The 26,179-nt window shown below is 63.7% G+C and carries 21 protein-coding genes and 2 pseudogenes; 6 read left to right on the top strand and 17 right to left on the bottom strand.

Annotated features, from left to right (window positions below; genetic code table 11):
• Window positions 1–39 precede the first annotated feature (39 nt).
• A pseudogene (locus ACFX5Q_RS18930) lies at window positions 40–258 on the bottom strand (GNAT family N-acetyltransferase); the annotation flags it as partial.
• A 274-nt stretch (window positions 259–532) separates the two neighbouring features.
• On the opposite strand from ACFX5Q_RS18930, the gene ACFX5Q_RS18925 reads away from it, so the two are divergent.
• A complete protein-coding gene (locus ACFX5Q_RS18925) occupies window positions 533–1,522 on the top strand; it encodes a glutathione S-transferase family protein (protein ID WP_404280494.1) in 990 nt (329 codons plus the stop codon).
• A 1-nt stretch (window position 1,523) separates the two neighbouring features.
• Here ACFX5Q_RS18925 and ACFX5Q_RS18920 read toward each other — a convergent pair whose 3' ends face one another.
• Window positions 1,524–2,027, bottom strand: a complete 504-nt coding sequence (locus ACFX5Q_RS18920; RefSeq protein WP_404280492.1) for an NUDIX domain-containing protein — start codon at window positions 2,025–2,027, stop codon at window positions 1,524–1,526.
• A 50-nt stretch (window positions 2,028–2,077) separates the two neighbouring features.
• On the opposite strand from ACFX5Q_RS18920, the gene ACFX5Q_RS18915 reads away from it, so the two are divergent.
• Window positions 2,078–3,013 (top strand): metallophosphoesterase family protein, encoded by a 936-nt coding sequence (locus ACFX5Q_RS18915; RefSeq protein WP_404280491.1) that lies wholly within the window; start codon window positions 2,078–2,080, stop codon window positions 3,011–3,013.
• Here the strand turns inward: ACFX5Q_RS18915 and ACFX5Q_RS18910 are convergent.
• From ACFX5Q_RS18910 to leuA, 4 genes are all read right to left on the bottom strand, one after another.
• Entirely contained in the window at window positions 3,003–3,620 is a 618-nt protein-coding gene (locus ACFX5Q_RS18910; RefSeq protein WP_404280490.1) for a hypothetical protein, read from the bottom strand. The genes ACFX5Q_RS18915 and ACFX5Q_RS18910 overlap by 11 nt on opposite strands.
• A gap of 78 nt (window positions 3,621–3,698) precedes the next feature.
• Window positions 3,699–4,502 carry an alpha/beta fold hydrolase gene (locus ACFX5Q_RS18905; RefSeq protein WP_404280489.1) on the bottom strand — a complete coding sequence of 268 codons (804 nt, stop codon included), beginning with the start codon at window positions 4,500–4,502 and terminating at the stop codon, window positions 3,699–3,701.
• A 120-nt stretch (window positions 4,503–4,622) separates the two neighbouring features.
• Entirely contained in the window at window positions 4,623–6,395 is a 1,773-nt protein-coding gene (locus ACFX5Q_RS18900) for a tetratricopeptide repeat protein (RefSeq protein ID WP_404280488.1), read from the bottom strand.
• 187 nt (window positions 6,396–6,582) lie between these two features.
• Window positions 6,583–8,259, bottom strand: a complete 1,677-nt coding sequence (gene leuA, locus ACFX5Q_RS18895; protein ID WP_404280487.1) for a 2-isopropylmalate synthase — start codon at window positions 8,257–8,259, stop codon at window positions 6,583–6,585.
• Window positions 8,260–8,756: 497 nt separating this feature from the next.
• On the opposite strand from leuA, the gene ACFX5Q_RS18890 reads away from it, so the two are divergent.
• The 3 genes from ACFX5Q_RS18890 to ACFX5Q_RS18880 all read left to right on the top strand — a co-directional run bounded on the left by ACFX5Q_RS18890 (window position 8,757) and on the right by ACFX5Q_RS18880 (window position 11,987).
• Window positions 8,757–9,923 carry an ATP-grasp domain-containing protein gene (locus tag ACFX5Q_RS18890; RefSeq protein WP_404280486.1) on the top strand — a complete coding sequence of 389 codons (1,167 nt, stop codon included), beginning with the start codon at window positions 8,757–8,759 and terminating at the stop codon, window positions 9,921–9,923.
• A gap of 4 nt (window positions 9,924–9,927) precedes the next feature.
• The gene (locus tag ACFX5Q_RS18885) at window positions 9,928–10,704 is read left to right on the top strand and encodes an esterase family protein (protein WP_404280485.1); all 777 of its coding nucleotides are present in this window, start codon (window positions 9,928–9,930) and stop codon (window positions 10,702–10,704) included.
• 206 nt (window positions 10,705–10,910) lie between these two features.
• Window positions 10,911–11,987 (top strand): siderophore-interacting protein, encoded by a 1,077-nt coding sequence (locus ACFX5Q_RS18880; protein WP_404280484.1) that lies wholly within the window; start codon window positions 10,911–10,913, stop codon window positions 11,985–11,987.
• Between the two features lie 42 nt (window positions 11,988–12,029).
• On the opposite strand, the gene ACFX5Q_RS18875 is transcribed toward ACFX5Q_RS18880, so the two are convergent.
• The 5 genes from ACFX5Q_RS18875 to ACFX5Q_RS18855 form a co-directional block, all read right to left on the bottom strand.
• Window positions 12,030–14,099 carry a TonB-dependent siderophore receptor gene (locus ACFX5Q_RS18875; protein WP_404280483.1) on the bottom strand — a complete coding sequence of 690 codons (2,070 nt, stop codon included), beginning with the start codon at window positions 14,097–14,099 and terminating at the stop codon, window positions 12,030–12,032.
• A gap of 211 nt (window positions 14,100–14,310) precedes the next feature.
• A complete protein-coding gene (locus ACFX5Q_RS18870) occupies window positions 14,311–15,399 on the bottom strand; it encodes an AbrB family transcriptional regulator (RefSeq protein ID WP_404280482.1) in 1,089 nt (362 codons plus the stop codon).
• A 76-nt stretch (window positions 15,400–15,475) separates the two neighbouring features.
• On the bottom strand, window positions 15,476–15,784 hold the full coding sequence (locus tag ACFX5Q_RS18865; RefSeq protein WP_192178007.1) for a putative quinol monooxygenase: 309 nt from the start codon (window positions 15,782–15,784) through the stop codon (window positions 15,476–15,478).
• Window positions 15,785–15,833: 49 nt separating this feature from the next.
• Window positions 15,834–16,610 carry an SDR family NAD(P)-dependent oxidoreductase gene (locus ACFX5Q_RS18860; protein ID WP_404280481.1) on the bottom strand — a complete coding sequence of 259 codons (777 nt, stop codon included), beginning with the start codon at window positions 16,608–16,610 and terminating at the stop codon, window positions 15,834–15,836.
• A 75-nt stretch (window positions 16,611–16,685) separates the two neighbouring features.
• The gene (locus ACFX5Q_RS18855; protein WP_404280480.1) at window positions 16,686–17,120 is read right to left on the bottom strand and encodes a DsrE family protein; all 435 of its coding nucleotides are present in this window, start codon (window positions 17,118–17,120) and stop codon (window positions 16,686–16,688) included.
• Between the two features lie 95 nt (window positions 17,121–17,215).
• Here ACFX5Q_RS18855 and ACFX5Q_RS18850 point away from each other — a divergent pair, with 95 nt between their 5' ends.
• Window positions 17,216–18,304 carry a hypothetical protein gene (locus tag ACFX5Q_RS18850; RefSeq protein ID WP_404280479.1) on the top strand — a complete coding sequence of 363 codons (1,089 nt, stop codon included), beginning with the start codon at window positions 17,216–17,218 and terminating at the stop codon, window positions 18,302–18,304.
• A gap of 11 nt (window positions 18,305–18,315) precedes the next feature.
• Here ACFX5Q_RS18850 and ACFX5Q_RS18845 read toward each other — a convergent pair whose 3' ends face one another.
• The 6 genes and pseudogenes from ACFX5Q_RS18845 to ACFX5Q_RS18820 all read right to left on the bottom strand — a co-directional run bounded on the left by ACFX5Q_RS18845 (window position 18,316) and on the right by ACFX5Q_RS18820 (window position 26,088).
• Window positions 18,316–19,245 (bottom strand): cation diffusion facilitator family transporter, encoded by a 930-nt coding sequence (locus ACFX5Q_RS18845; protein WP_100084796.1) that lies wholly within the window; start codon window positions 19,243–19,245, stop codon window positions 18,316–18,318.
• Between the two features lie 23 nt (window positions 19,246–19,268).
• Window positions 19,269–21,458: an anthranilate synthase gene (locus ACFX5Q_RS18840; RefSeq protein WP_404280478.1), complete on the bottom strand. Its 2,190-nt coding sequence runs from the start codon at window positions 21,456–21,458 to the stop codon at window positions 19,269–19,271.
• A gap of 309 nt (window positions 21,459–21,767) precedes the next feature.
• Window positions 21,768–22,817 carry a succinylglutamate desuccinylase/aspartoacylase family protein gene (locus ACFX5Q_RS18835; RefSeq protein WP_404280476.1) on the bottom strand — a complete coding sequence of 350 codons (1,050 nt, stop codon included), beginning with the start codon at window positions 22,815–22,817 and terminating at the stop codon, window positions 21,768–21,770.
• Window positions 22,818–22,907: 90 nt separating this feature from the next.
• A pseudogene (locus ACFX5Q_RS18830) lies at window positions 22,908–24,086 on the bottom strand (MFS transporter).
• A 167-nt stretch (window positions 24,087–24,253) separates the two neighbouring features.
• The gene (locus tag ACFX5Q_RS18825) at window positions 24,254–25,630 is read right to left on the bottom strand and encodes an FAD-containing oxidoreductase (RefSeq protein WP_404280475.1); all 1,377 of its coding nucleotides are present in this window, start codon (window positions 25,628–25,630) and stop codon (window positions 24,254–24,256) included.
• The gene (locus ACFX5Q_RS18820; RefSeq protein ID WP_404280474.1) at window positions 25,627–26,088 is read right to left on the bottom strand and encodes a DUF4126 domain-containing protein; all 462 of its coding nucleotides are present in this window, start codon (window positions 26,086–26,088) and stop codon (window positions 25,627–25,629) included. The genes ACFX5Q_RS18825 and ACFX5Q_RS18820 overlap by 4 nt, the downstream gene beginning before the upstream one ends.
• Window positions 26,089–26,179 lie beyond the last annotated feature (91 nt).

The raw sequence follows: 26,179 nt of genomic DNA, 5'->3' as shown, positions 1-26,179 counted from the left end.
CCCACCCCGAACCTCAGTCGCTCAGAGCGTCCGCTCACCTCCCGCGCCTACCTCGATGCGTGTCATCCGCACCGAGGCGACGACAATATCGCCGTCAACGGCAACGAAGGACAAAGCGCGCTCATGCCCTCCGGCTTCGCGGATCTTGTAGGCAGCGAGAACGAAACGGCCCGGCCCGAAGGCCTCGTCGTTGATGGCTTCGATTTCGGGATCGTGCGCCGGGGTTTCCGGCAGGTATTTCACGTCGGCAAGGCTCATGGTCTTTGCGTTCCGGTAGAGGAGGAAAGGTTTGCTGCAAACGGCAGCGTTCGCCAGTCAGCGCTTCATCAAGCGCGGGCGTCCTTTCGTCGTCGGTCGAACCGGATTGTGGCAAAGTCGAACATGCGGATTGTCCGCTAGCATCAAATTCCGGCCGCTGCAATCGGCCGTTTTCGTCCGCCGTTTCGGCCGAGTGACGGTCTGTTCAGCACATGACGACTTCGGCAGGGCAACCTTGTGCCTACATGCACCATTAACACGCAAGGAGTTTTGCATGGGATTGCTGATCGAAGGCAAGTGGCAGGATCGCTGGTATGATACGGCGGACAGCGGCGGCAGGTTCGTGCGGGCGCCGGCGCAATGGCGCGACTGGATCACCGTTGACGGGGCGCCGGCGGAGGGGCGAAAGCGCGGCTTCAAGGCCGAGCCCGGACGCTACCACCTCTACGTCTCGCTTGCCTGCCCATGGGCGCACCGGACGCTGATCCTGCGCGTGCTGAAGAAGCTGGAAGGCATCATCTCCGTCTCGGTCGTGCATCATTTCATGGGTGCGGACGGCTGGACGTTCCTGGCCGAGGACGGCGCCACCGGCGATACGCTTTACGGCCTCGATTTCCTGCACCAGATCTATGCCAAGGCCGATCCTGCCTATTCCGGCCGGGTGACGGTGCCGGTGCTGTGGGACAAAAAGGAACAGACGATCGTCTCCAACGAGTCCTCCGAAATCATCCGGATGCTCAATTCGGCATTCGACGAATGGGGCGATGCGAGCCTCGACTTCTATCCCGAGGACCTGCGCGGCGAGATCGACCGCGTCAATGCGCTGGTCTATCCCGCCATCAACAACGGCGTCTATCGGGCCGGCTTTGCCACCACGCGACGCGCCTATGAAGAGGCATTCGGCGAATTGTTCGCCGCACTCGACACGCTCGAAGAGCGGCTGTCAAAGCAGCGCTATCTCGTCGGCGAGCGCATCACCGAGGCCGACTGGCGGCTGTTCACCACGCTGGTGCGCTTCGATCCGGTCTATGTCGGGCATTTCAAATGCAATCTGCGCCGCATCGCCGACTATCCGAACCTGTCGAACTATCTGCGCGACCTCTACCAGGTGCCCGGCGTCGCCGGCACGGTCAACCTGCACCACATCAAGGCGCACTACTATGCCAGCCACCGGACGATCAATCCGACCGGTATCGTGCCGGTCGGCCCGGAATTGGACTACGCTGCACCGCATGACCGGGGGCGGTTCGGAAAAGCCGCATGATCTACCAGTAGGGTGAGGGCTTTTCGCCGTGAAAAATCTCGGCGATCCGGCGCAGCGTCGCCGGGGTGGTTGCTTCCGGCAAGTTGTCGAGCGGGAAGAAGGCGGCTTCGGCGATCTCGTGGTCCGGCAGCTTCGGCGCCGTCTGGCTGAAGCCTTCGATCAGATAGAGGCCGACATGGTCGCGCTTGCTGGAACGGCTGTTGAAATGCATCGACCTCAGCACCGGCGGAGCGATCAGCGCGATGTTGCCCTCCTCGGCAAGCTCGCGCGCCAACGCCTCGACCAGTGTCTCGCCGGTTTCGACGCCGCCGCCCGGCAGTTGCCAGCCCGCAACATAGGTGTGGCGAATCAGAAAGACGCTGTTGGAACCGCGGTCGTGAATGAGGCCGCGCACGCCGAGCGTCATCGGCCGCCGCAGCAGGAAATAGAGATGGAACAGCCTTGATCTCAGGCCCGGCCAGCCGGTCTGGCGCAAGGCCAATTCCGGGTCTGACGTTGTCGTCATCCGTGAAACCATGAGTGGTAAGCGGGGGCCGCGTCGCTTATGAATGAGGGATGTTCAGGCTCGCGCATATTTCCGATATCCATCTGGGACCGCTCCCCGGTGTAACCTATCGCGAACTCGCCTCCAAGCGCGTGGTCGGCTACGTCAACTGGCAACGCAACCGCCGCCGCCACATGCACGACGCGGTCATCGACACGCTGCTTGCCGATATGAAGGCCAGCGCCCCCGATCACCTCGCGGTGACGGGGGATCTGGTCAATCTGGCGCTCGACGGCGAGATCGAAATGGCCAGGCACTGGCTGGAGACACTGGGTTCGCCGCATGACGTGTCGGTCGTTCCGGGCAATCACGACGCCTATGTGCCGGGCGCTTTCGACAAGTCCTGCCGTTCCTGGGCGGCGTGGATGACCGGCGACGACGTCAACACACCGGTCGACCGCCATTCTTTTCCCTATTTGCGGGTACGCGACAACATCGCGCTGATCGGCGTTTCGACGGCGCGCGCCACCGCCCCATTCATGGCCAATGGCTTCTTCAGGGAGGGCCAAGCGCAGAGGCTCGGCCGAATGCTCGACGCGACGGCCGAGCGCGGCCTGTTCCGGGTCATCATGATCCACCATCCGCCGGTGCGAGGCGCCGTTTCGCAGTACAAGCGGCTGTTCGGCATTGCGCTCTTCCAGAAGATCGTTCGCCGGCATGGGGCCGAACTTATCCTGCACGGCCATTCGCACGATCCGAGCCTGTTCTTCATCGGTGGCCGCGGCGCCAAGATCCCGGCCGTCGGTGTCGCAGCCGCCGGACAGGGGCTTGGCAGCAGGCACCCGGCCGCGCAGTACAATCTGATCGATATCGACGGCGACAAGGGCAACTGGCGGATCCGCTTGACGCGACGCGGCCTGACCGGGCCAGCTCTTCCGCCTTCGGAGCTGCAGGTGCTCGAACTTGGCGCCGATGCCGAAGCATCGCGCCAGCTGGTCAGAAGCTGATCTTCATCGCCACAAGGCGGTCCCAGAACAGCACGATCGACACAGCCAACCCAACCAAAGCGCCGGCAAAGATCAGGCCGAGGCCGGACAGGAAGGCCGACCCGGCCTTGCCGCGCTGAGCAGCCCGCAATGGCGGCTCGGCTTCGGCCACCGCGACACGCGTCATGCCGGAGGCGGCGTGCTCGACCCCGCCCTCCATCATCCTTTGACGTTCGACGACACGCTCGGCAACATAGCGCGTCACCTGGTCGGCGACGATTTTCATGTCGGTCGATTCGGCGAGAACCACGCGGCCGATGCGGGTATCCCTGAGAAACCGGTAGGTGCGGCGATCCCGCCCCATGGCGACATGGCTGACCGCATCGATCCACAGGCGCGGCTGCAGGCCAGACGATACGGCGAAGTCGAAATTGTCCATATCGGCGGGCACATCGGCAAAGACGGGAGCGAGCTCGGCGGCAAGCAATTCGAGCCGCATGCGGTGCGCTTCGCGCAAGTCGACGACCACGTCGTCGCGGTCGGCAAAGGCGTTCTTCACATCGCGAATGGCATCGGACAGGTTTCGCGACGGATCGATCGGGGTGATTTTCTCGCCTGTGTCCTTCATCGGCGTTGCCTCGCGGTTGGTTAACAGCGAGTTAACATAGTCGTCGGCAAAATGCACCCGCGAGATAATGGCTGCGGTTCAGCTCGCCGCCGCGTCAAGTCTCGGCTGAAGGCGCCTGCGGCGGCGGTTCATGTTGCGGCGCACCGCCGTGGCGACAAGGTCAGGCGCTTCCTCGGGCAGCATGTGGCCGGCCTCCAGAACATGGTGCAGATGAAAATGCACGGGCATATCGTCGGCCTGGCAAACCGGCAGCACAGCGTCGTCCGTTCCCCAGACAACCATCACCGGCATTTTCAACGTTTCGAGCTGTTCGCGCGGGATGGCGCCCTGCCGGTCATCCCTGGTCATGGACGCGGCAAACTCGACAAGCTTTTGCAACTGACCCGGGCGTCGACGCATCTCGTCAAGCACATCAACGACGTGCTCCGGGGGTTGGCTCAGCGGCCCGGACATGGCGGCGAGACAGGTACGGATCGCACTTTTGCCGGTGGCGGCCGCATAGCGGCGCAAGAGAGGGCCGTTGATTTCCGGGCCAAAGCCGCCCGGCGCCAAAAGTGTCAGCGAGGCAATTCTTTCGGGCTCGGCCAATGCCATCAGCACAGCCACCGCGCCGCCCATCGAATGGCCGACCAGGTGCACCCTTTTCATGCCACGCGCGGCAAGGTCCGTCAGAGCGGCCCGAGCGGCCGTCCTGGCCGAACCACTGCCAGGGAAATCGAGAGAAAGCCCATACCCGGGAAGGTCGTAGGCCAGCGTCCGCATGTCGGGCGCAAGCATCGACGTCACGTCGCGCCAGACCTCATGGCAGCCACCGAAGCCGTGCAGGAAGGCGACAGTCTTCGGACCGATACCGCGTTCGGCAGCGTGGAGGGATGAACTCATGAAAACTGATGATTGTTGCAGAACCGGACGGGTAGCGAACTCCAGATTGTGGCTGGATTGCTCCCAGACCAGATCGATGGCCAGTAAAATTTTCGCGATCCGGCGCGCGCTTGGCGCACGTCAGCTGGCGTTGCCGAGCCCTGCCGCGCGCAACGCCCCGACCAGCCGGTCGGTCAGGTCGGTGGGGTATTTCCTGTCGACGAAGGTTGAGCGCGGATTGGCGGCGAACTTCGGAAATTTGGCGACCAGCTCGTTGGTCAGCTGGCTCACCAGCTGATCGCGGCCGGCTATCTTGGCCCCGATAATGCGCGCCGCCAGATAGTGCGATTTGGTTGCCGTCGTGCGCAACGACTCGCTGGCGATTGCGGCCCTATTCGTGTCGCCCAGCATGAATGCGCCGACAAAAAGCCCGTAGTCCCACCAGGTCGGGTGGCCGCTGAAGGTTTCGACGGCGTGGGCCAGGATCGGGGTTCCTTCGCTGTATTTGCCGGCGAAAATCAGTCCATAGCCGTAAGCCGCCGCCATGCCGAGGTCGTAGGGGTTGAGCTCATGGGCCTTGCGCATCCAGCGGATCGATTCATCCATATTGCCGAGGCGCGAATTGAGATAGCCATAAGCGCGATGTGCATAGGGGCTGGTCGGCCCCATCTGAACAGCGCGATGGGCAAACGACATCGCCTGTTCGATCGTCGCGCCGGGCGGATAGGAATAGTGATCGGTGACAGCCTCGAGATGCAGGGAGGCGAGTTCCGAATAGACCAGCGATGATTTCGCGCCCTGGCTGGCGAGATTTTCCAGGCAGCGATAGGCAGCTTCGTGAGTCTTGGCGCTCTGGTCGAGATAGTAGCTGTCATTGAGCACAAGACACCCCATCAGGCCGGTCTCGATGCCGCTCTGTTCGATGTAGGTGTAGATCGGTCCGTAGGCAGGGATAGTCGAGGTCAATATGTTGGCGATACTGTCTTCGATCGCGCCCGGCGCGCTGTCGACGGCCGACAGGTTGCGTGACAACAGCACCCGGCCGGTCGCGACATTCTGCAGTTCGAGCGTCACGTCGCTCGCCGCGGGTCCCGGCAGGATATCGAATACGAAGCTGGTGGCGTCGCCAGCCGGATCGCGGGTGCCGTCGGCATCACGTCCGATGAAGTCTATCGTGTCGAACCCGGCGAGGCCGGCGCGCAGCGAAGCAGCCACACGGGCAGCCTCCGGGCCATTGGCCTTCACGGCGATGTAGACCAGCGGCAAGGTTTCCACCGGAGGTGACGCTACGCTGCTCGTCGCCACCGCGGTCTCTACGGCCGAGGCGGAACCGCCGCTGCCGAGCAGGACATCGCTGCCCTGGCGAAGGATCAGCACCCCGAGCATGGCGATGACCACGACAATCGCGCCCCAGAAGAACTTCAGGTGCCGGGTGAGCGACGGCCCAGGTTCGGGCGCGGCAGCGGGCGACATCAGCGGGGCGGCGTGGACGATGTCGAGGTCGGGCAGTTCCGTGGGGGCGATCGTCGGCGCAGTGCCTTCCGCCGGCTCCAACTCGGCCGGCAGGCGAATTGCATTCAGTTCATAGGAAGGAACGTAGCCGCCGCGCGGAATGGCGATGCGCACCGGCTCGCCAACGCCTTCATTGGCGAAGTAGTTCTGCAGAAGCTCGCGCAGCCTGCCAGCCTGAACCCGAACGACGGCATCGGTAGACGGATCGAAATCGCCGTCCTTGCCGAAGACGTCCATGGCGATGGAGAAGCCCTTGAGCCGGTCAGCCTCGCCGGCCTGTTCGCGTTCGACCAGATAGCGCAGCAGTTTTCGCGCACGCTCGGACCGTCCGAACGTTTCGCTGGCTAGCAGTCGCTCCAATGTCTCGCGCACTGCGGGGGCGGCAGGCGTGGCATGCTGCAAGTGTCGATCCTCTCGAAGTCGGCACAGGTTGAGGCGCGATCATATAGCGCTGGCACTGCCGCACAAGCATGGTTGTATTATGCTATCGCGTAAGCCACCGGATAATTGCCCATGGTTAACGCGAGAGCCGGCTCGCAGGCAGGGGCCCTGGAGCGCCGCCGATGCGGCGCGCCAGGGTTTAGAAAGATCAGCCGGCCTTGCGGCCGACGATGCGGTTGGCGGCCGAAACCACGGCTTCCAGCGAGGCGGCGACGATGTTGGTGTTGATGCCGGCGCCGAACAGCTTGCCGCCGGGATATTCCATCTCGACATAGGAAATCGCCGAGGCGTTCGAGCCACGCTGCATGGAATGCTCGGAATAGTCGAGCACCGACATCTCCACGCCGACGTGGCGCGACAGCGCGTCGACAAAACCGTCGATCGGACCGGTGCCCGATCCGGTAATGGTCATTTCCTTGCCGTTGTCGAGGATGACGGCCTCGACCACGCGGCGGCCCTTGGTCTCGGTGTCCGGATAGGTGTGGTGGTCGAGGAACTTCAGCCGCGCGCTGGGCTGGTCGACATAGGTTTCGAGGAATTCCTCGTGGATGCGCCTGGCGGCCACTTCCTTGCCTTCGGCGTCGGTTATCGCCTGGATGTGCTGGCTGAACTCGATCTGCAGATTGCGCGGCAAATTGAGTCCGTAGTCGGCCTGCAGCACATAGGCGATGCCACCCTTGCCGGACTGCGAGTTGATGCGGATGATCGCCTCGTAGCTGCGGCCGACATCGGCCGGGTCGATCGGCAGATAGGGCACTTCCCAGTGCGGCGTGTTGGCCTTGCGCAGCGCCTTCATGCCCTTGTTGATGGCGTCCTGGTGCGAGCCGGAAAAGGCCGTGTAGACGAGTTCGCCGACGTAAGGGTGGCGTTCCGGGATCTTCAGCTGGTTCGAATACTCGTAGACGTCCTTCATCCGGTTAATGTCGGAGCAGTCGAGTTCGGGATCGACGCCTTGCGTGTACATGTTGAGCGCCAGCGTGACGATGTCGACATTGCCGGTGCGCTCGCCATTGCCGAACAGCGTGCCCTCGACACGGTCGGCGCCGGCCATCAGGCCGAGTTCGGTGGTGGCGATACCGGTGCCGCGATCATTGTGCGGATGCAGCGAGATCAACAGGTTCTCGCGGTTGTCGAGGTTGCGGCACATCCATTCGATGCGGTCGGCATAGATGTTGGGCGTCGACATCTCGACCGTCGACGGCAGGTTGATGATCAGCTTGTTGTCGGCCGTGGGTTTCACGATCTCGGTGACCGCGTTGCAGATCTCCAGCGCCACTTCGAGTTCGGTGCCGGTGAAGCTTTCCGGCGAATATTCGAAGCGATAGCCGCCGCCCGCATTGGCCGCCATGTCGGTGATCATCTTGGCCGCGTCGGTGGCGATGCGCTTGATGCCGGCGACGTCCTTCTCGAAGACGACGCGGCGCTGCAGTTCGCTGGTCGAGTTGTAGAAGTGCACGATCGGATTGGTGGCGCCCTTCAGCGCCTCGAAGGTGCGGGTGATGAGTTCGGGACGGCACTGCACCAGCACCTGCAGCGAGACATCGGCGGGCACACTGCCGTCCTCGATGCACCAGCGAGCGAAATCGAAATCCGTCTGCGAGGCCGACGGGAAACCGATCTCGATCTCCTTGAAGCCCATGTCCAGCAGCAGGCCGAACATGCGCGCCTTGCGCTCATGGCCCATCGGGTCGATCAGCGCCTGGTTGCCGTCACGCAGGTCGACCGAACACCAGATCGGCGCCTTGTCGATGATTTTCGAGGGCCAGGTGCGGTCGGTGAGGCCGACGGTCGGATAGGGTTGATATTTGCGAGGGGCGTCCGGCATGCCCCGGGCTGACTCTGTCATGCCACGGGCTGACTCTGTCATGCCCCTTACTGCGTTGCCGTCATTTGGACGGATATCTTCTCGTGCGTTCATCGTCGTATCTCCCGGCGGCTCGCGGGTCCACCTGCAGGCGGATTTGGTGCCGAGCGGCGCCTTTACCAAAGTTTCGTTCGCTTGATGTGACTTGCCAATTTGGCCAAGGAGCATGCGCGTAAGCGGCGGTTCGACCGCCGGGCGCTCCTTCAGCGAACCCGGCGATCGCCGATAAGGCCGAGAAGAAGCAGGGTCGAAGCAAGCGCGCGCACGGTCTCGCCGGCGAAGCCGGTCGGACGGGAAGCGACGGAAGAGGCGCGCGTGTTCATGGCGGTCTCATACAGGAGCAGGCTGTGGGAGGCAAGTGGGACCGCCTCCTTGGCAAGATGCGCAAGCTCTTCCCCATAGGGAGCAAATACGCCAAACTCGCCTCGACTTGACAGCGACGCCGGGGGAGGCCGTCCATGAATTTCGTTTTCTTCTCGCCGCATTTTCCGGCCAACGGCGCGGATTTCTGCGACCGGCTGAAGAAGGCCGGCGCCACGGTGCTCGGCATCGGCGATGCGCCCTATGAGGCGCTGAACGGAAAACTGAAGACGGCGCTGTCGGAGTATTACCGCGTCGCCGACATGGAGGACTACGAGCCGGTGTTCCGGGCGATGGGCCATTTCATCCACAAATGGGGCCGCATCGACCGGTTCGAATCGCTCAACGAGCATTGGCTGGAACTCGAGGCCAACATCCGCACCGACTTCAACATCTTCGGCACCAAGCTCGATTTCGTGAAGAATTTGAAACGCAAGAGCCGCATGCGCGCCTTCTTCCGCAAGAGCGGCGTCGAGACCATCCCGCAGCGCAAGTGCTCCGATCGCGCCGGTGCCATGACCTTCATCCGCCGCGTCGGCTATCCGGTGGTGGTGAAGCCGGATTCCGGCTCCGGCGCTTCAAACACCTTCAAGATCTCCAACTCGAAGGAACTCGATCAGTTCTTCAAGGACAAGCCCGAGGGTGTGAGCTTCGTCATGGAGCAGTTTATCGAAGGGCTGGTGGTCACCTTCGACGGGCTGGTCAACCGCGACGGCGAGGTGGTGCTGGCGGCCAGCCACCGCTACGACCAGAGCGTCATGGAGGTGGTCAACAGGGACCGCCATATGAGCTACACCTGCTTTCCCGAGATCAGCCCGGCGGTAGAGGAGGCCGGTCGGAAGATTCTGAAGGCGTTCGACGTGCGCGAGCGCTTCTTCCACATCGAGCTGTTCGAGACCAAGGACAAGCGCGTCATCGCGCTCGAGGTCAACATGCGCCCGCCCGGCGCCTGGATGACCGATGCGATCAACTACACGTTCGACATCGACGTCTATGCGGCCTGGGCCGAGATGGTGGTCAAGGACGCCGCCGGCGGGCCTTATGAAGGCAAGTACTTCACCGCCTATGCCAGCCGCAAACGCCACCTAGCCTATTTGCACAGCCATGCGGACGTGCTAGCCGCCCACGGCGACAAGATCGTACACCATCAGGCCATCGAAGAGGTTTTCAGCCGCGCCATGGGACATTACGCCTATCAGATGCGCTCGAGGGATCCGAAGGCGCTGCGCCAGGCGGTCGACTACATCCACGCGGAAAAGGTGTGAGGCGATGGACGTTTCCTATCACAAGGGTTTCGCCCGCAACCTCGGCCGCGACATGGAATACAAGCGCTATGGCCATGCCGGCCGGCCGGTGGTGGTGTTCCCGACCTCGCAAGGACGGTTCTACCAGTTCGAGGATTCCGGCGGGGTCGGTGCGCTTTCGGAATTCATCGACACCGGCCGCATCCAGCTGTTCACGCTCGACGGCATCGATTCGGAATCCTTCTTCGACAAGCATGCCGACCCGGCCGACCGTATCGCCCGCCACGAAGCCTATTTCCGCTATGTGCGCGAAGAGGCGCTGCCGGAACTGCTGGCGACCGCGACAAAAGCCAATGGCGGGCGCGAGCTGAGGCCGCTGTTTTCAGGCTGTTCGATGGGCGGCTACCACGCGTCGAATTTCGTCTTCCGCTTTCCGGAACTGGCCAGCGGCGTCATCGCGCTGTCGGGCGTCTACTCGACCCGCGATTTCTTCGGCGGCGCGCTCGACGGCAATATCTTCTTCAACTCGCCGCTCGACTATCTGCCTGGGATTGTCGACCAGAAACTGCTTGGTCGGCTGAAGGCGCTCAGGCTGATCTTCTGCTGCGGTCAGGGCGCCTGGGAAGAGCGGATGCTCACCGAGACGCGGGCCTTGGAGCAGGTGCTGCGCGACAAGTCCATCCCCGCCTGGGTCGACTATTGGGGCGGCGACGTCAGTCATGACTGGCCGTGGTGGCACAAGCAGCTGGTCTACTTCTTCGGCCGCTGGCTGGATGACGATTTGATGCACCGGCTGGACTGATGGTTGCCAGTTTCCGGTTACAATGGTCGATTTTCCAGCCAGTGTGATCGCCTAGGAACCGCGTTGCATTCTTGAGGTTCAATCGCTCAAGAAAATATGACTTCTTTCGTCATGTTTCTATGGAAACGGCGCCGCCGCTGTGGCATGCCGGCGATGGCTGCGCCTTGGACGGCGTCGCTTCAACCGGTATTCGAAAGGCTGCACCCATGGAGCAACTCAGCGCGCAAACCCGGATCGTCGATGGTGCCATCCGGTCCGTCATGGACAGGCTGCGCGCCGAGCACGGCGAAACCGAGATCGACACCGGCATTGCCGACCAGTGGGAATTCCGCATGCATTACGGCTCGTTGAACGCGACGCTCGGCGACGGCAGCGTGCTGATCCGGGTCGCGGCCGAGGACGAGACCTGCCTGTCCTACATGAAGATGACGATCGCCGGCCATTTTTCGGAGCATCTTGGCACGACGAACGCTATTCGCTGGCAAGGCGATGGCAGCGATGCAGGCACGCCGGTCTTTTTTCGCGAGATCAGGGTTGTGTCGGCAACGCGGATTTATCCGCATATGCAGCGCGTTCGTTTCTCAGGCAGCGATCTCGGCCGGTTTGCGCATGGCGGCCTGCATGTGCGGCTCTTGCTGCCGCCGCGCGGCCGGCAGCCGGTCTGGCCGTCGATGGGCGCCGAGGGCCTGCTGGTGTGGCCTTCGGGCGAGGATGCGCTGGTCGTGCGGGTCTACACGATCCGGGCACTTGATGCCGCCGGCGGCTGGCTCGATGTCGACTTCGTGCTGCATCCCGGCCAGGACACGCCGGCCGCTGCCTTCGCCGAGAACGCGCAAGCCGGCGATATTATCGGCATGATCGGGCCCGGCGGAGGCGGAGCGCCCGATGCGGAGGCGCTGCTTCTGGTCGGCGACGATACGGCACTTCCCGCCATTGGCAGGATCCTCGAGGAGCTTGCGCCCTCGACCCGCGCCGAGGTGCTTATCGAAGTCGATGGCCCCGAGGACCGGATGTCGCTGGCTGACGGCGAGAACATCGCCGTCACCTGGCTTTACCGGCAAGGCGTTGAACCCGGCACCGCCGCTCTGTTGCCGGCGGCGCTGCGGGGGCGTGATCGCGCAGCGCTCCCGGAGAATCTCTATGTCTGGGCGGCGTGCGAATTCGCCGATTTCCGTGAGATCCGCAAGATCGTACGCAAGGAGTGGGGCCTGCCGCGGAGGCGGCATCTGGTCACCGCCTATTGGCGCCGGGGCGCCGAGGGCGATGACGAGGGCGAGGAATAGCACCGCGCCGCCGCTTGGTGGCAGCGCGGATGGCGTCGTCGGTCAGAAGCGGTAGCGCAGGCTGGCGAACAGCGAACGGCCTTCGTCGCGGTAGCAATAGCCGGCCGAGCAGATGGTCTTCTGGATGTCGAACAGGTTCTTGGCGTTGACCTGCAGCTTCACGCCTTCAAGCTTTGGATTGCGGTAGCCGAAATCGTAAGAGGCCGAGGCGTCGACGAAGGCGCGCGCCTCGTTCTTGAATGTGTTTGTGTCGTCGCCATAGCTCGAGCCGGCGACCCGCACGCCCGTTCCCAGCCCCAACCCCTCCAGCGTGCCGTTCTCGAACTGGTAGTGGCCCCAAAGCGACAGGATATGGTTCGGCGTCGCCGACAGTTCCTTGCCGGCGGTGAATTGGGCGCCGCGCTCGATCTTGACGCGCAGATAGGTATAGGAGGCAATGAAGCTGAAGCCGTTGTCCAAAGAGGCATTGGCTTCCAGCTCGATGCCGCGCGAATTGAGGTCGAGTTGGCGCTGCTTGTTGATGCCAGTCGATGCGTCGAACACGACGCCGTCCTTCTGGTCGATATCGAACAGCGCGGCGCTGACGATCGCGTTGTAATCCGGGATCTCGTATTTGACGCCGATCTCTTTCTGCGTCGCGATGGTCGGGCGAGCGACCCGGCCGACGGTGCTGGTGACGTCGTCAAAGACGAAGCCGATGTTGGGCGAGAACGAGGTGGAATAGTTGACATAGGGCGTGATGCCCCATTCGGTCTGGTAGGACAGGCCGAGCCGACCGGAGAAGGCGCTGTCCTTCTGCTTGGAGGTGCTGAAGTCGGCAGCGGTCGAGGTGGTGTCGACCCAGTCGTAGCGGCCGCTGGTAAACAGGATGAAATCGTTCCACTCCATCTGGTCGTGCAGGTAGACGCCGAGCTGGTTCATCTCCTGCCCGCCATAGTGCGGAACCGCGGCCGACTTGATGTCGTCGACCGAGACATAAGAGATCCCGCTGCCGGCATCATAATCCGACCAGGCGTAGTCGATGCCGCCGACCGCGGTATGCCTGACCGGGCCGGTGTCGAACTCGAACTGCGCCATGTTGTCGACGACGAAGTTCTTCATGGTCTCGGTGTAGTGGCCCCAGTAGCGCTGCAGCGGCTGGTCGGCGCCGATCGAATAGTGGCCGCTGTATTCGATGTCGCTGTCTACGGCGTTGTAGCGCAGGTTCTGGCGCACCGTCAGCACATCGTTGAAACGATGCTCGAACTCGTAGCCGATGCGGCCTTGCGTCTGGTCGAAATCGTTCCACACCGGATCGCCCTCATAGACGTTGGACAGCACGCCGTAGGCCGAGTTGTAGAAGGCGGCGGTGCCACCGGTGACGGATTTCGAGTACTCGCCGAGGATGGTGAGCTTGGTGTCCTCATCCGGCTTGAAGGTGACCGCCGGTGCCAGATAGAGCTTGTCGTCGGGATAGCCAGGCAGATCTGTTTCACTCAGGCGGCCGAGGCTGGTGAAGCGGTAGAGGATGCTGCCGTCGGCGTTGACCGGACCGGAAGCGTCGAGGCCGGCCTGGAAACGGTTATGCTCGCCGGCCAGCAATTCGATCTCGTGGAAAGGTTCGTCCTTGGGACGCTTCGTGACGACATTGACGATCCCGCCTGGGCCACTGATGCCGTAGAGCGAGGATGCCGGGCCTTTCAGGATGGTGACGCCCTCGATGCCGTAAGGTTCGGTTTTGAACCAGGCCGAAGGGCCGTTGTACTGGCGCAGCCCGTCGCGGAACATGCCGTTGTAAAAGGCCTGGAAGCCGCGCAGGAAGAAGGCGTCGTAGCGGGTATCGAACCCGAAGCTGTTGGGATTGGCGCTGGCCGTATAGCCAAGCGATTCGTTCAGCGTGCGCGGCTTCTGGTCCTCGATCTGCTTTTGCGTCACCACCGAAACCGCTTGCGGGATCTTGGCAATCGGCGTGTCGAGCTTGGTGCCGATGCGATCCTTCTTGGCGACGTAGCCGTCCTGAACCAGGATCTCATCGCTCTCGGCGGTGACTTCGATTTTGCCGAGGACGGTGGCGTCCCCACTCTCCTGTGCGCCGGCCGGCAAGGCGTGGCCGAGCAGGGCGGTACCGGCCAACAACGATAGTCTCCAGTACCATATTGCCGTCCGCGTCCGCATCGCTCGTCTCCGCTGTCTCATGTCTGATTGCGATCCCGCGCTCTCAAATATGAGTATGAGAGTCAAGTAATTTCTCGTGTTTGCGCGACGACTTGTCCGGACTGTTGCCCGGCAGCAAAAATCACCCGGTTTTGGTGAAGCCGGGCTCAGGTCAAGGAGCGGAAAATGCTTATGGTTTCACGCTTCTTGCCACCAGGCGCGCGACGCTCGGCCCGATCAAGAGCACGACGAGGAAGCGGGCGGACTGCAGCGCCATGACGAAGGAGATGTCGACGTTCTGCGCCGCGGCGGCGATGATGGCGACGCTGTCCATGCCACCCGGACTGGTCGCCAGATAGGCGGTCAGCGGATCGATGCCGAGCAGATGGCTGATCAGGAAGGCGAGGCCGCCGCAAAAGGCGATCAGCGCGACGATCGAGCCGATGATCTGCGGCAGGGCGCGCGCAGCGTGGCGCAGGATCGGACGGGTGAAATTCAGCCCGATCGACCAGCCGATCAAGGCATAGCTGACCGCGAGCAGCCATTGCGGCAACTGCATCGGCACACTGAGTCCGAGATGGATGATGGAGCCGAAGATGAAAGTGCCGAGGAAGAAGGGCGAAGGCAGCCGGCACAACTTGCCGAGCAGGCCGCCGACGAGCGCGATGCCGATGGTGGCGGCGAAGGCCTGCGGATCGATCGGCGGAAACCAGACGATGGCCGGGACTTCGATGCCTGATGTGTCGACCCACATCCTGGCGATCAGCGCTGCCGTCATCGAGACGAAGATGACGCGCAGATACTGCATGAAGGCGACGAGGCGCTGGTCAGCCCCAAAGGCGCCTGCCATCAGCACCATGGCAGTAGCGGCCCCCGGTGACGAGCCCCAGACCGCCGTGGTGCCGGGCAGGATGCGCCAGCGGCTGATCAGCCAGCCGAGCAGGCTCGAAGCCGCGACGGTCGCCACCACGACGCCGAGGAATAGCGGCCACTCCTGGTAGAAGACGGGAAAGATATCGGTGGAGATCGATGCGGCGACGAGGCAGCCGACGACCGCCTGTGCCGAACCGAACAGCGGCTTCGGTATGCGCACCGTGGCGCCGTTGGTGCCGGCGAGGATCGCCGCCAGCATCGGGCCGATCAGCAGCGCCGCGGGCAGTGCGGCAATTTCGAGCGCGCCGGCGAACAGGAGCGAGAAAACCAGCAGGACCAGCCATTGCCAGCGCCTGTGCAACTGCGCCATGCGCTCGACGGGGGGCTGGTCTGGCGAGGAGTCCATAACCCGCGTCTTAGATCGGACGAGCCAAAATGCGAACCCCTGTCTGCCGCAGAAAATCAGCCGCCGGCCTGAGGCGTCAGCCGGGCTCGGCCTTCGGCAACCCGAAGCCGCCGACCGGCTGGGTTTCGACCTGGAATTCGAAACCGGCGATGAAAGGGCGCGCCTTGGCGATCGCCGCCTGGACTTCGGGCAGTTGCAGCGACGCCTTGTGGCTTGCCTGATCGGTCCAAACTTCGGTGACCCAGATTGCGTCGGCGTCGACCGGGTCGATGGCGATGACGTAGCTCAGGCAGCCGGGCAGGGCGCCTGTGGTCTCACGCAGCACGTCCATGACCGCGTCGCGCTTGCCGCGCGCCGCCCGCATCTTGCCGATCAGTCCGTACATTCCCTTGTCTCCCTTCAGGGTTGCGCGAACGGAGTATGCAGGTCTCGGCTCATGGCATCAACTGGCCGCCATTCACCTCGATCACCTGGCCGGTGATGTAGCCGCTCAAAAGGTCGGAGGAGAGGAACAGATAGGCGCCGACGCAATCCTCGGCGGTGCCGGCGCGGCCTTGCGGAATGGTGGCGACCATGCCCTTCATCTGCTCTTCGGTCGAATAGCGTTCATGGAAAGGTGTACGAATAGTGCCCGGCGCCAGGGCGTTGACGCGGACGCCGAAGCCGATCAGTTCCTTGGCCATGCCGCGCGTCACATTGGAGACGAAGGCCTTGGCCGAGCCGTAGAGACCGGCGCCGCCGCCGGCGCCGTTGCGGGCGGCGATCGAGGAGGTGTTGACGATGAAACCGCCCTGGCGCTTCAGCCATGGCGCCTTGCGCGAGGCGGTGAGCACGGAACGCGCGTTGAGATCCATCACCGCGTCGTAATGCGCCTCGGTCTGCTCGGCATAAGGGACGCGGCCGAGCATGCCGCCGGCATTGTTGACCAGCCCGTTGAGCCGGCCGAAGTTTTCCGCGCTTTCCTCGACGACGCGCTCGACATCGGCCGGCACGGAGAAATCGCCCTGCGTGAGGAAGACCTCGCCGCCGCTGTCGCGAATGGTCCCGGCCAGTTTCTCGGCCGCATCGCGGCTTGAATTGTAGTGCAGCGCGACACGGCATTTCTGCGCGGCATAGGCCAGCGCCAGTGCTGCGCCGATGCCGGTCGAGGCGCCGGTGACCAGCACCGCCTTGCCGGCGAGATCTGGGATGACAAGGGTGGGGGCGGTCATGGGCACTTTTCCTCTGGGATGTACTGCTCTCCCTTCGTAGGCTCTCACCGCCCTCACGTTCAAGTCCGTGGCTACTCAGGGCCTGAGATAGGCATAGCCCTGGCGCTGCAGTTCGGCGAGCTTGACGACGCCGCCCTCGTCGACGGCATGGAAGCCGTCGAGCAGGTCGGCGAGCGTGATCTCCATGCCTTGCATGGTGTTGCCGCAAGCATGTGGACTGAGGCCCTGCTGGACAAGGCCGGCGAAGCGGCCGGAAATCGCCGCCGATATGCCTTTCGACTTGAAGGCGGCAAGGGCCGGACCGTGCACGACCAGCGCAATATCGACATTGCCGCCGGTGCCTTCATAGTGGTTCTTGATGTTGCCGAGCACGAAATTGACCTTGTCGACGTCGCTCAGATGATAGGCGACCTTCAGCCTTTCCTCGGCGGCCGCGGCCTTGAGCTGGCGCAGCCCGAAAAGGCCGGCGGCCCCGGCAAGACCGGCGCGGAACATATCGCGGCGTTGCATCGCTTCCTCCTGATCCGCCAGTTTTGCATGGCCCCGGCTTCGCTCCTAGACTAGCATAAATCGCAGGCACGTCCTGTCGGTGCGAGGAGGATCACATGACGTCGAGGATCACGGTTGGCTCCGGGCTTGGTGCCGTCTTGCTTGCGGCGCTTGCCGGCACGGCTTTTGCCGACGACACACCCAAACTCACCGAACTCAGTCCGAACGGCGCCGATGCCTGTTTCGGGCGGGTCTACGATGCAGCCCATCTAAAGGCGCATCCGAAGCAGAAGGTGGCGCGGATCTACTTCTACTATGGCCACGACCCGGTCAGCCGGCCGAACGAGGAGCCGAGCGTAGGCGCCGACAGCTCCTACAACTCCTTCATCGCCACCACCGTGCGCGGCGCCAAGGCGCCGGAATGGGCCGGCGGCTGGTGCAATCACGAGTCCGAGGATGGCAAGAGCGGGCCGATCCATTGCGGCATGGACTGCGACCGCACCCTGGCCTCACTGAAGGTCGATGAAAAAGGCCGGCTGATCGTCACGGACGTGCAGCCCGACCTCTATCTCGATGCAGGGGCTGAAGACGAGCTTGGCAAGGCTGAATATGACAGGCAGGCGCTTGGCAAGGAGGATGACAATTTCCGGCTCGACCCGATGCCCGCGGCGACCTGCAAGGCGGAATTCGCGCGCATCGATCCGATCGATCCGGCACTCGGTCCGCCGTTGCGCGAGCGGCTGAAGCCGGAACAGCCTTTCTGCTATGGGCGCGACTATAACGCCGCGTATCTCGGCTCGCACCCGGACCAGGTGACGCAATCGATCCGCGTCTTCCGCGGATCGGTGGAACTGGCGTCGTTTGCTGCCGGCGGCGACGCGGCCAACTGGCCCGATGGCGCCGATATCGCCATTTCCGTCACGACGCGGCAGAAGTCGGGCAAGGTCACGCAGACCTATTCCTGCCAGGGAGAGGCCGACCAGTGGCGCTGTGCGGCGAGCGCGAAGATGAGCGACTTTTCCTGCGACATCACGCAGAAGGAGATATTCCTGCGCCGCGGCGCCAACGGCACGATGATGCTGGCCAACCCGAACAGCAGCCTGCCGATCATTGACATGTGCTCGAAGGCTGCCGAGGGCAAGACCACGTCTGACGACAAGGTCTACCGGTTGAACCCGATGCCGCAATCGGCCTGCTCGCCGTAGTTTAAAGGGAACTAGGCGAACGGCACCGCCGTGGTGCCCTTGGGCAGTTTTGCCTCATCATCCGGTTCGACATGGATGGTGACGCGGACCGAGGGGATTTCCGCCTTCAGCGCGTCCTCGATGCGGTCGCAGATGACGTGGCTGTCGCCCACAGTCATGTCGGCGTCGACGACCATGTGGAACTCGATGAAGGTGGCGCGGCCGGCGATGCGCGTTTTCAGATCGTGAACCTCCAGCGCGCCCTTCGAATTGGCCGAGATGATGTCGCGGATGCGCATGTGCTCCTGCGTGTCCACGGCACGGTCCATGAGGCCGCTCAGCGATTCTCCGGTCAGCTTCCAACCCTGGTAGAGGATGTTCAGCGCCACCAGCAGCGCAAGCAGAGGGTCGAGGATATGCCAGCCGGTCATCACCGCGCCGACAAGGCCCACGATGACACCAACGGACGTCAACACGTCGGTCATGATGTGCTGGCCGTCGGCGACCAGTGCCGGCGATCGTTCGGCGCGGCCGTTGCGGATCAGCACCAAGGCCCATACCGCGTTGACGACAGCCGCGCCGGCATTGATCATCAAACCCTGCCAGGGCTGTTCGAGCACGGGCGGGTTCTGCAGTGACTGCCACACCTTGGCGATGATCAGCATCGCCGCCACGACGATCAGCACGCCCTCGAGGACCGCGGAAAAGTATTCAGCCTTGTGGTGACCGAACGGATGGTCGCTGTCGGCTGGTTTGTGGCTGATGCGGATCGCCCACAGCGCTGCGGCCGCGGTGATGACGTTGACGATGGATTCCAGCGCGTCGGAATAGAGGGCGACAGAGCCGGTGATGCGCCAGGCCACAAACTTCAGCCCCATCACCAGGAAGGCGATGACGATCGACCAGAAGGCGAGGCTGGCAATCCTGCGCTTGGCAGCGGCTTTTGCCGCGACCGTCGTCATGTCTTCCGTTGCGGCCATCGTTGCTAGGCAGCCTTTTCCTTGGCCTTGCGCGGCAGGTGCGCAACGATGTTCTCGATGATGCGCATGCCGGCATTGTGGCCGAGCGTCATGATCGACTCCGGGTGGAACTGCACGGCGGCGATCGGCTCCTTGCGGTGCTCGAAGGCCATGATGACGCCGTCCTCGGTCTCGGCCGTGACGATGAAATCGTCGGGCAGGCGCACCGGATCGGCAAAGATCGAGTGGTAGCGGCCGACGGTCACTTCCTTGGGCAGGCCGGAGAAGATGATGCCAGGCTTGGAGACGCGGATGCGCGACGGCTTGCCGTGCATCGGTATGTGCAACTGCCGCAACTCGCCGCCATAGGCCTCGGCCAGCGCCTGCAGGCCGAGGCAGACGCCGAAGATCGGCAACTCGCGGGCTCGCGCCTTCTTGATGGTGGCGGCGCAATCAAAATCCTTCGGCGTGCCGGGGCCGGGCGAGAGCACGACGAGGTCTGGCTTCAGCCGCTCGAAGACCTCCTCCGGCACCGGGGTGCGCACGGTGGAGACATTGGCGCCGGTCTGGCGGAAGTAATTGGCCAACGTGTGGACGAAGGAGTCCTCGTGGTCGACCAGCAGAATGTTGACGCCGTCGCCGACGCGCGCGGTGGTGCGTTCGGCACCGGCTGCGTTGCCGGTCTTGGCGTCGCGGATGGCGGAGAGCATGGCGGATGCCTTCAGTTCGGTTTCGGCTTCTTCTTCCTCGGGAATGCTGTCGAAGAGCAGCGTGGCGCCGGCGCGCACTTCGGCGATGCCGTCCTTGATGCGGATGGTGCGCAGCGTCAGGCCGGTGTTCATATCGCCGTTGAAATTGACCATGCCGATCGCGCCGCCATACCAGGCGCGCGGGCTCTTCTCGTTCTGCTCGATGAAGCGCATGGCCCACAATTTCGGTGCGCCGGTGACGGTGACCGCCCAGGCATGCGAGAGGAAGGCGTCGAAGGCATCCATGCCTTCGCGCAGCCGGCCTTCGATATGATCCACCGTGTGGATCAGGCGCGAATACATCTCGATCTGGCGACGGCCGATGACGCGCACCGAGCCCGGCTCGCAGACGCGCGACTTGTCGTTGCGGTCGACGTCCGAGCACATGGTGAGCTCGGATTCATCTTTCTTGGAATTGAGCAGCTTCAGGATCTGCTCCGAGTCGGAAATGGCATCGTCGCCGCGCTTGATGGTGCCAGAGATCGGGCAAGTCTCGACGCGGCGGCCATTGACGCGCACGAACATTTCGGGCGAGGCGCCGATCAGGTATTCGCCTTCGCCGAGATTGATGAAGAAGGAATAGGGCGAGGGGTTGATCGACTTCAGCTTGCGGGAAATGTCGGAGGGCGGCGTCTCGCAGCGCTCATAAAACATCTGGCCGGGCACGACCTCGAACAGGTCGCCGCGCTTGAAGCTCTCCATCGCCCGGCGGACCAGGTTGGCATATTCGCCCGGCTCATGGTCGCCGCGCGGCGGGATACGGTCTGCGCTCTTGAACGGCTCGACGGCAGCGTCGCGCGACAGCCCTTCGGTCGAGAACCCGTCGCCGGAATAATCGTAGCGATCGGTCCAGGCCTTGGTCGAATAGTGGTCGACGACCAGAATCTCGTCGGGCAGGAACAGCACGAGGTCGCGCTGGCTTTGCTTGCGCTCGAGCTTGTAGTCGACCGGATCGAACTGGAAGGCGAGGTCGTAGCCGAAGGCGCCGTAAAGGCCGAGATTGGCATCTTCCTCGGTCTTGAACAGAGCGGTGATAGCGCGCAGGACCGTAAACACCGAAGGAACGCGGCTGCGCTCCTCTTCGGTGAAGACACGGCCGGGCTTGGCCACGTCGAGGCGGATGAGCTTTTTCGATGCCTCGGCGATGGTGACCTCGGCAAGGTCGGCCAGTGCCTTGCCGATCACCGGCAGCAGCACCTCGCCGCGGCTGTTCAGCGCCTCGATGCGGACAGTGCGGCCACGCGCCGAGATGACCAGCGGCGGATCGATGATGGCGGTGTCCCAGCGCGTATAGCGGCCCGGATATTCGTAATTCGAGGAAAACACCGCACCGCGCCGCGAATTCAGCCCGTCGACATAGGCGTCGATCGCGCCCTCATAAGGCTGCTCGTGGCGCTCGCGGGTGATCGTCACGCCACCCGCGGTGACGAAGCGCTCGGCCCCGGTTTCCAGAATGATCGTCGTCATTGCCGTCTCCATCTTGGGCAACGGACCCGGGAATGGCTTGAAAAAACAAATGGCCGCCCGGACATTCCGTTGCGGCCACCCTCTCTATTCACGCGCACGCGTTCGAACAGGCCGCTGTCAGCGAACCCACCACCAAATGGTCTTGTTCGAACGCATGTTCATGGCGGATTCCCATAGCGGCGATTGAACGGCCGCGCAACTGGATTCAATGAAGGTGGTAAAACCGGAGAGTTTTGAGAAAGGCGCTCCAAAAGCGCGTCGTGCATGTCGTTTTCCCAAAACCGCTGCGCACTTTTTGGCGACTATGCATCAGTCCTCAAGCGTTCCCGACCTTGCATCGGCGCTCTTCCTGTCGCCGACCAGCTTTAGAAGATCCTCGCCGGCGCGGATGATGCGCCGCGAACGCCGGGTCAGGATGAGGCCGGCCTGCGGCGCGAACACTTCCGTGCGGCCGTCGGCTTCGCCCGGCGCGTGGACGATGGTGGCCAGCCGCTCGCCCTTGGCAACGCGATCGCCGGGCTTGACGTCATAAAGGATCGCGCCGGCCCGGGGTGCCGGCATCATGTCGATGTTTTCCAGCGGTGCGACGGTGCCGGTGAAAGAGGTGGGTGCGGGCAGAGCCGGATCGGCAATCACGCCGCGCGCTACGAGCAGCCGGTAGAGGCCTTCGGCATCGGCGCCGGCGAAGGCGCCATCGACATCGAGAATGCCGCGATACTCGACCGTGGTGGCGACACGACGGTCGAACCGGGCCACTTCGGCGGGAACGTTCTGGTAGGCCATGATCGAGGCGCCCTCGAACGTGCCGTCTGTGTCCTCGCTCCACAGCATCACCGCATCGACGCCCATCGCCGCCGCGCAATCGGCCATCGCCGGCCACAGGCTGGTGTGGATGTAGAGATAGGCAAGGCCTTCGTCGTCGCAATGCAGGTCGAGCACGATGTCGTGGCCGAGCGAGAGTTGCAGCAGACGCGTCTTCAGCTGCTGGTCGGGCGTGCCATGCGCCGGCAAGAGTGCCGTGTCGGGCGCCGCCAGCAGCGGAAAGCCGCGGTTGAAGTTGGTGCGCGTGCCCAGATGGAAGCGCCCCTGGTGCTCGCCGAAATGATATTGCGCACGGCCGATCGGATTGGCCCAGGGCACGATGGTGATCGAGCCTTTGAGGCGGTCCTCGCTCTCGGCCTTGGTCAGCATCGGCATCAGCGCGTCGATGGCGACGACGCCCGGCAATTCGCCGGCATGAAGCGCTGCCTGCAGATAGGCCGATGGCGCCGCCTGATCCGTTCCCTCGAAGCGGAAGACCGGGAATTCGTAGGAAATGCCGTCGGTGTCGCCAGCGATGCGTTCGATCGATTTCTGCATGGGAGGCCTCCAAGAAAGAGGCGCAACACATGCACTTTTGCGACTGGGCTGTCGATTGGTCCAGCTTGCGCCGCTATGGGCGCAATGAGGCTATTCGGCGGGAGCCTGAAGGGCGACGGCCGGTGCCCGACGGTCGAGTGCTTGCGACATCACGGCGACGGCGACCGCCAGCAAGGCCAGCGCCGCGCCGACCAATGGCAGGTTTGCATAGGACACGCCGAGCGAGAGTGCCAGGCCGCCGATCCAGGCGCCACTGGCGTTGCCGACATTGAAGGCGCCTTGATTGAGCGTGGCGGCGAGGTTCGGCCCCTCGGAGGCCGCCTCGACGACGCGGATCTGCAGCGGCGGCACGACGATGAAGACGAGCAGGCCCCAGACAAAGACGATGCCGATGGCCACGCTTCCAATGGCGCCGTAGTGCGTAAATCCGACGAACAGGGCGGCCAGCAGCAACAGCGTGCCGATCACGGTCGGCATCAGCTTCCAGTCGGCCAGCCTGCCGCCGACGATGTTGCCGATGGTCATGCCGCCACCAAACAGCAGCAGCACCCAGGTCACCGTCGAGGTGGACAGGCCGGACACTTCGGTGAGGTAGGGTTTGATGTAGGTGAAGACGGCAAACAGGCTGGCCGAGGCAAGGGATGCGATCAGCATCGAGAGCCAGACCTGCAGCTTGCCGAGCACGCGCACCTCGCCGAGCAGGCCACCGCCGCTCGGCTGGCTCACCTCGGCGGGCACCAGCCAGGCAATGGCCGCGACGGAGATGAGGCCGATGCCGACAACAGCGAGGAAAGTGGCACGCCAGCCGAAAGCCTCGCCAAGCGCCGTGCCGGCTGGAACGCCGAGGATGTTGGAGAGTGTCAACCCAGCGAACATCAGTGCAATCGCACTTGCCCGCTTGTTGCGCGGCACCAGGCTGGCGGCGACGACCGAACCGATGCCGAAGAAGGCGCCGTGGCCGAAGGCGGTGAAGACGCGCGCCGCCATCAGCTGCCATTAGTTGGGCGCGATGGCGCAGAACAGATTGCCGATGACGAACAGCGCCGCCAGCCCGACCAGCACCGGCTTGCGCGGCAAATGCGTCGTCGCCATCGCAACGATGGGTGCGCCGAAGACGACGCCGAGCGCGTAGCCGGTGACCAGAAGGCCGGCGGAGGGGATCGAGACGCCGAGGTCGGCGGCGACCTCGGGCAGCAGGCCCATGATGACGAATTCGGTGGTGCCGATGCAGAAGGACGCAATGGCAAGCGCGAGGATCGGCAGGGGCATGGGGTGTCCGGACTGAATCGGTTCAAAAACCGAGACTGTCGGCAGACAAGCCCGGCGCGCAAGCAACATTGTTGCAATGCAGCATTGCAGAAAACGGAGGGCAGCCGGCCAATCCGCGAAGGTCGCGTTACAGGGATGCCGAAACGTACTCGCCTAACATGGCGGGTCTAGACCAACGGCTTCAGATCCTGGGCGATGGTCGGCAGAAGTTCCGAGACATTGGGATGGATATGCGTTGCCCGCGCGAGCGTGCTGATCGGCGCCTTGGCATACATCAGGTCGAGCACGCAGTGGATCGCCTCGTCGCCGCCGGGACCGAGCACCGAGCAGCCAAGAATCTCCTTGGTGTCGGCATCGGCCAGGATCTTCATGAACCCTTGCGTCTCGCCCTTTTCAACGGCGCGGCCGACACGGGTCATCGGCCGCTGGCCGACCAGAGCGCGCCGGCCGGATTTTCTCACCGCCGCTTCGGTCATGCCGCAGCGGCCGAGCGGCGGGTCAATGTAAAGAGCATAGGCCTCGATGCGGTCGCTGACCTTGCGCGGGTCTTTGTCGAGCAGATTGGCGGCGACGATCTCGTAGTCGTTGTAGGAGGTGTGGGTGAAGGCGCCCTTGCCGTTGCAGTCGCCCATCGCCCAGATGCCGGGCACGCTGGTGCGCAACTGGTCGTCGACGAGGACGAAGCCGCGCCTGTCGATTTCGACGCCTGCCTTGTCGAGGCCGAGATCGTCGGTGTTGGGGGTGCGGCCGAGCGCCAGCAGCACATGCGAGCCGACGGCCGGCGCCTTGCCGGCAGAGAAGGTTACGGCAATGTCGCCGCCTTGCCTGGCAAAGCCGATGTCGTCGGCGCCGGTGTGGACGGTGATGCCTTCACTCTCAAGGATCGACAGGATGGCGGCCGAGACGTCCTCGTCCTCGCGACCAGTCAGGCGAGGGCTCTTTTCGATAATGGTGACTTCTGCGCCGAAGCGGCGGAACATCTGCGCGAATTCGAGCGAGATGTAGCTGCCGCCGACGACGACGAGATGGCGCGGCAATATTTCGAGATCCATCATCGACGAATTGGTCAGATAGTCGATGTCGTGGATGCCGGGCAGGTCCGGCACCGAGGCGCGGCCACCGGTGTTGAGGAAGATCTTTGGCGCGGTCAAAAGGTCGTCGCCGACGCGCACGGTGTTGGCGGATTCGAAGCGCGCATGGCCGCGATAAAGCGTGCATTTGTCCATGCCGGCGATCCAGGTCTCGAGCCCAGTGCGGGAAGCGCCCGACACCTTGTCCTTGCGCGCCTTGATCGCTTTATAATCGACGCCGACGGGACCGCCGAGCGTCACGCCATAGTCGGCAGCGCGGCGGGCGAGATGCGCCGCATAGGCGCTGGCGACCATGGTCTTGGTCGGAATGCAGCCGGTGTTGACGCAGGTGCCGCCGACCAGCTTGCGCTCGATCAGCGCCACGCTCATGCCGGCCGCGTTCAGCCGGCCGGCGAGCGGAGTGCCGGCCTGTCCGGCGCCGATGATGATGGCGTCGAAGGTCTTTGCCGTCATGCTGCGGCCGCCACGATGAGCAGGCCGCCCACGATCGCCACCGCGTCCTCGATGAAGGCGGCGGGCGGATCCTTGCCGAAAGCGGCTGCCAGCCGGCCACGCAGCTCGGCGCCGCCATACGTGCCGATCACCGCGCCGATGGCGCCGGCGATGAGCCCGCCGATGGTGGCGCCGCCGGTCGCGCCGATCACCGCGCCGGCGAAGGCGCCGGCGATGATGCGCGCGCCGAACTGCTGCGGCACTTTTCTGCTCGGCGTCGACGGCAGTTGGTCGGTTACCAGTTCGACGATGGCCAGGATGGTGAAGATGCCGACGGCGGCCCAGTGGCTCATGAAGCTAGCCCAGGTGCCGGCGACCGGCAGCCAGCCGAGATAGGCGCCCCAAGCGACAGCCGCCGGCGCGGTCATGGCGCGCAGACCGGCAATGACGCCGATCAACAGTGCAAGCAGGTAAAGCATGATTGACCCCCTCGATGTCAGGGCCGGGACAGCCCTGCCGGGGCAAGCTAGCATAGGTCGAACATTTGACCAGAGACGGGTCGGCACTTCT

The organism is Mesorhizobium sp. IMUNJ 23033 (assembly GCF_044778005.1).
Classification (GTDB): domain Bacteria; phylum Pseudomonadota; class Alphaproteobacteria; order Rhizobiales; family Rhizobiaceae; genus Mesorhizobium; species Mesorhizobium amorphae_A.
The sequence above is the reverse complement of the archived record's forward strand: the minus strand, read 5'-3'. Positions and strand labels throughout refer to the sequence as shown.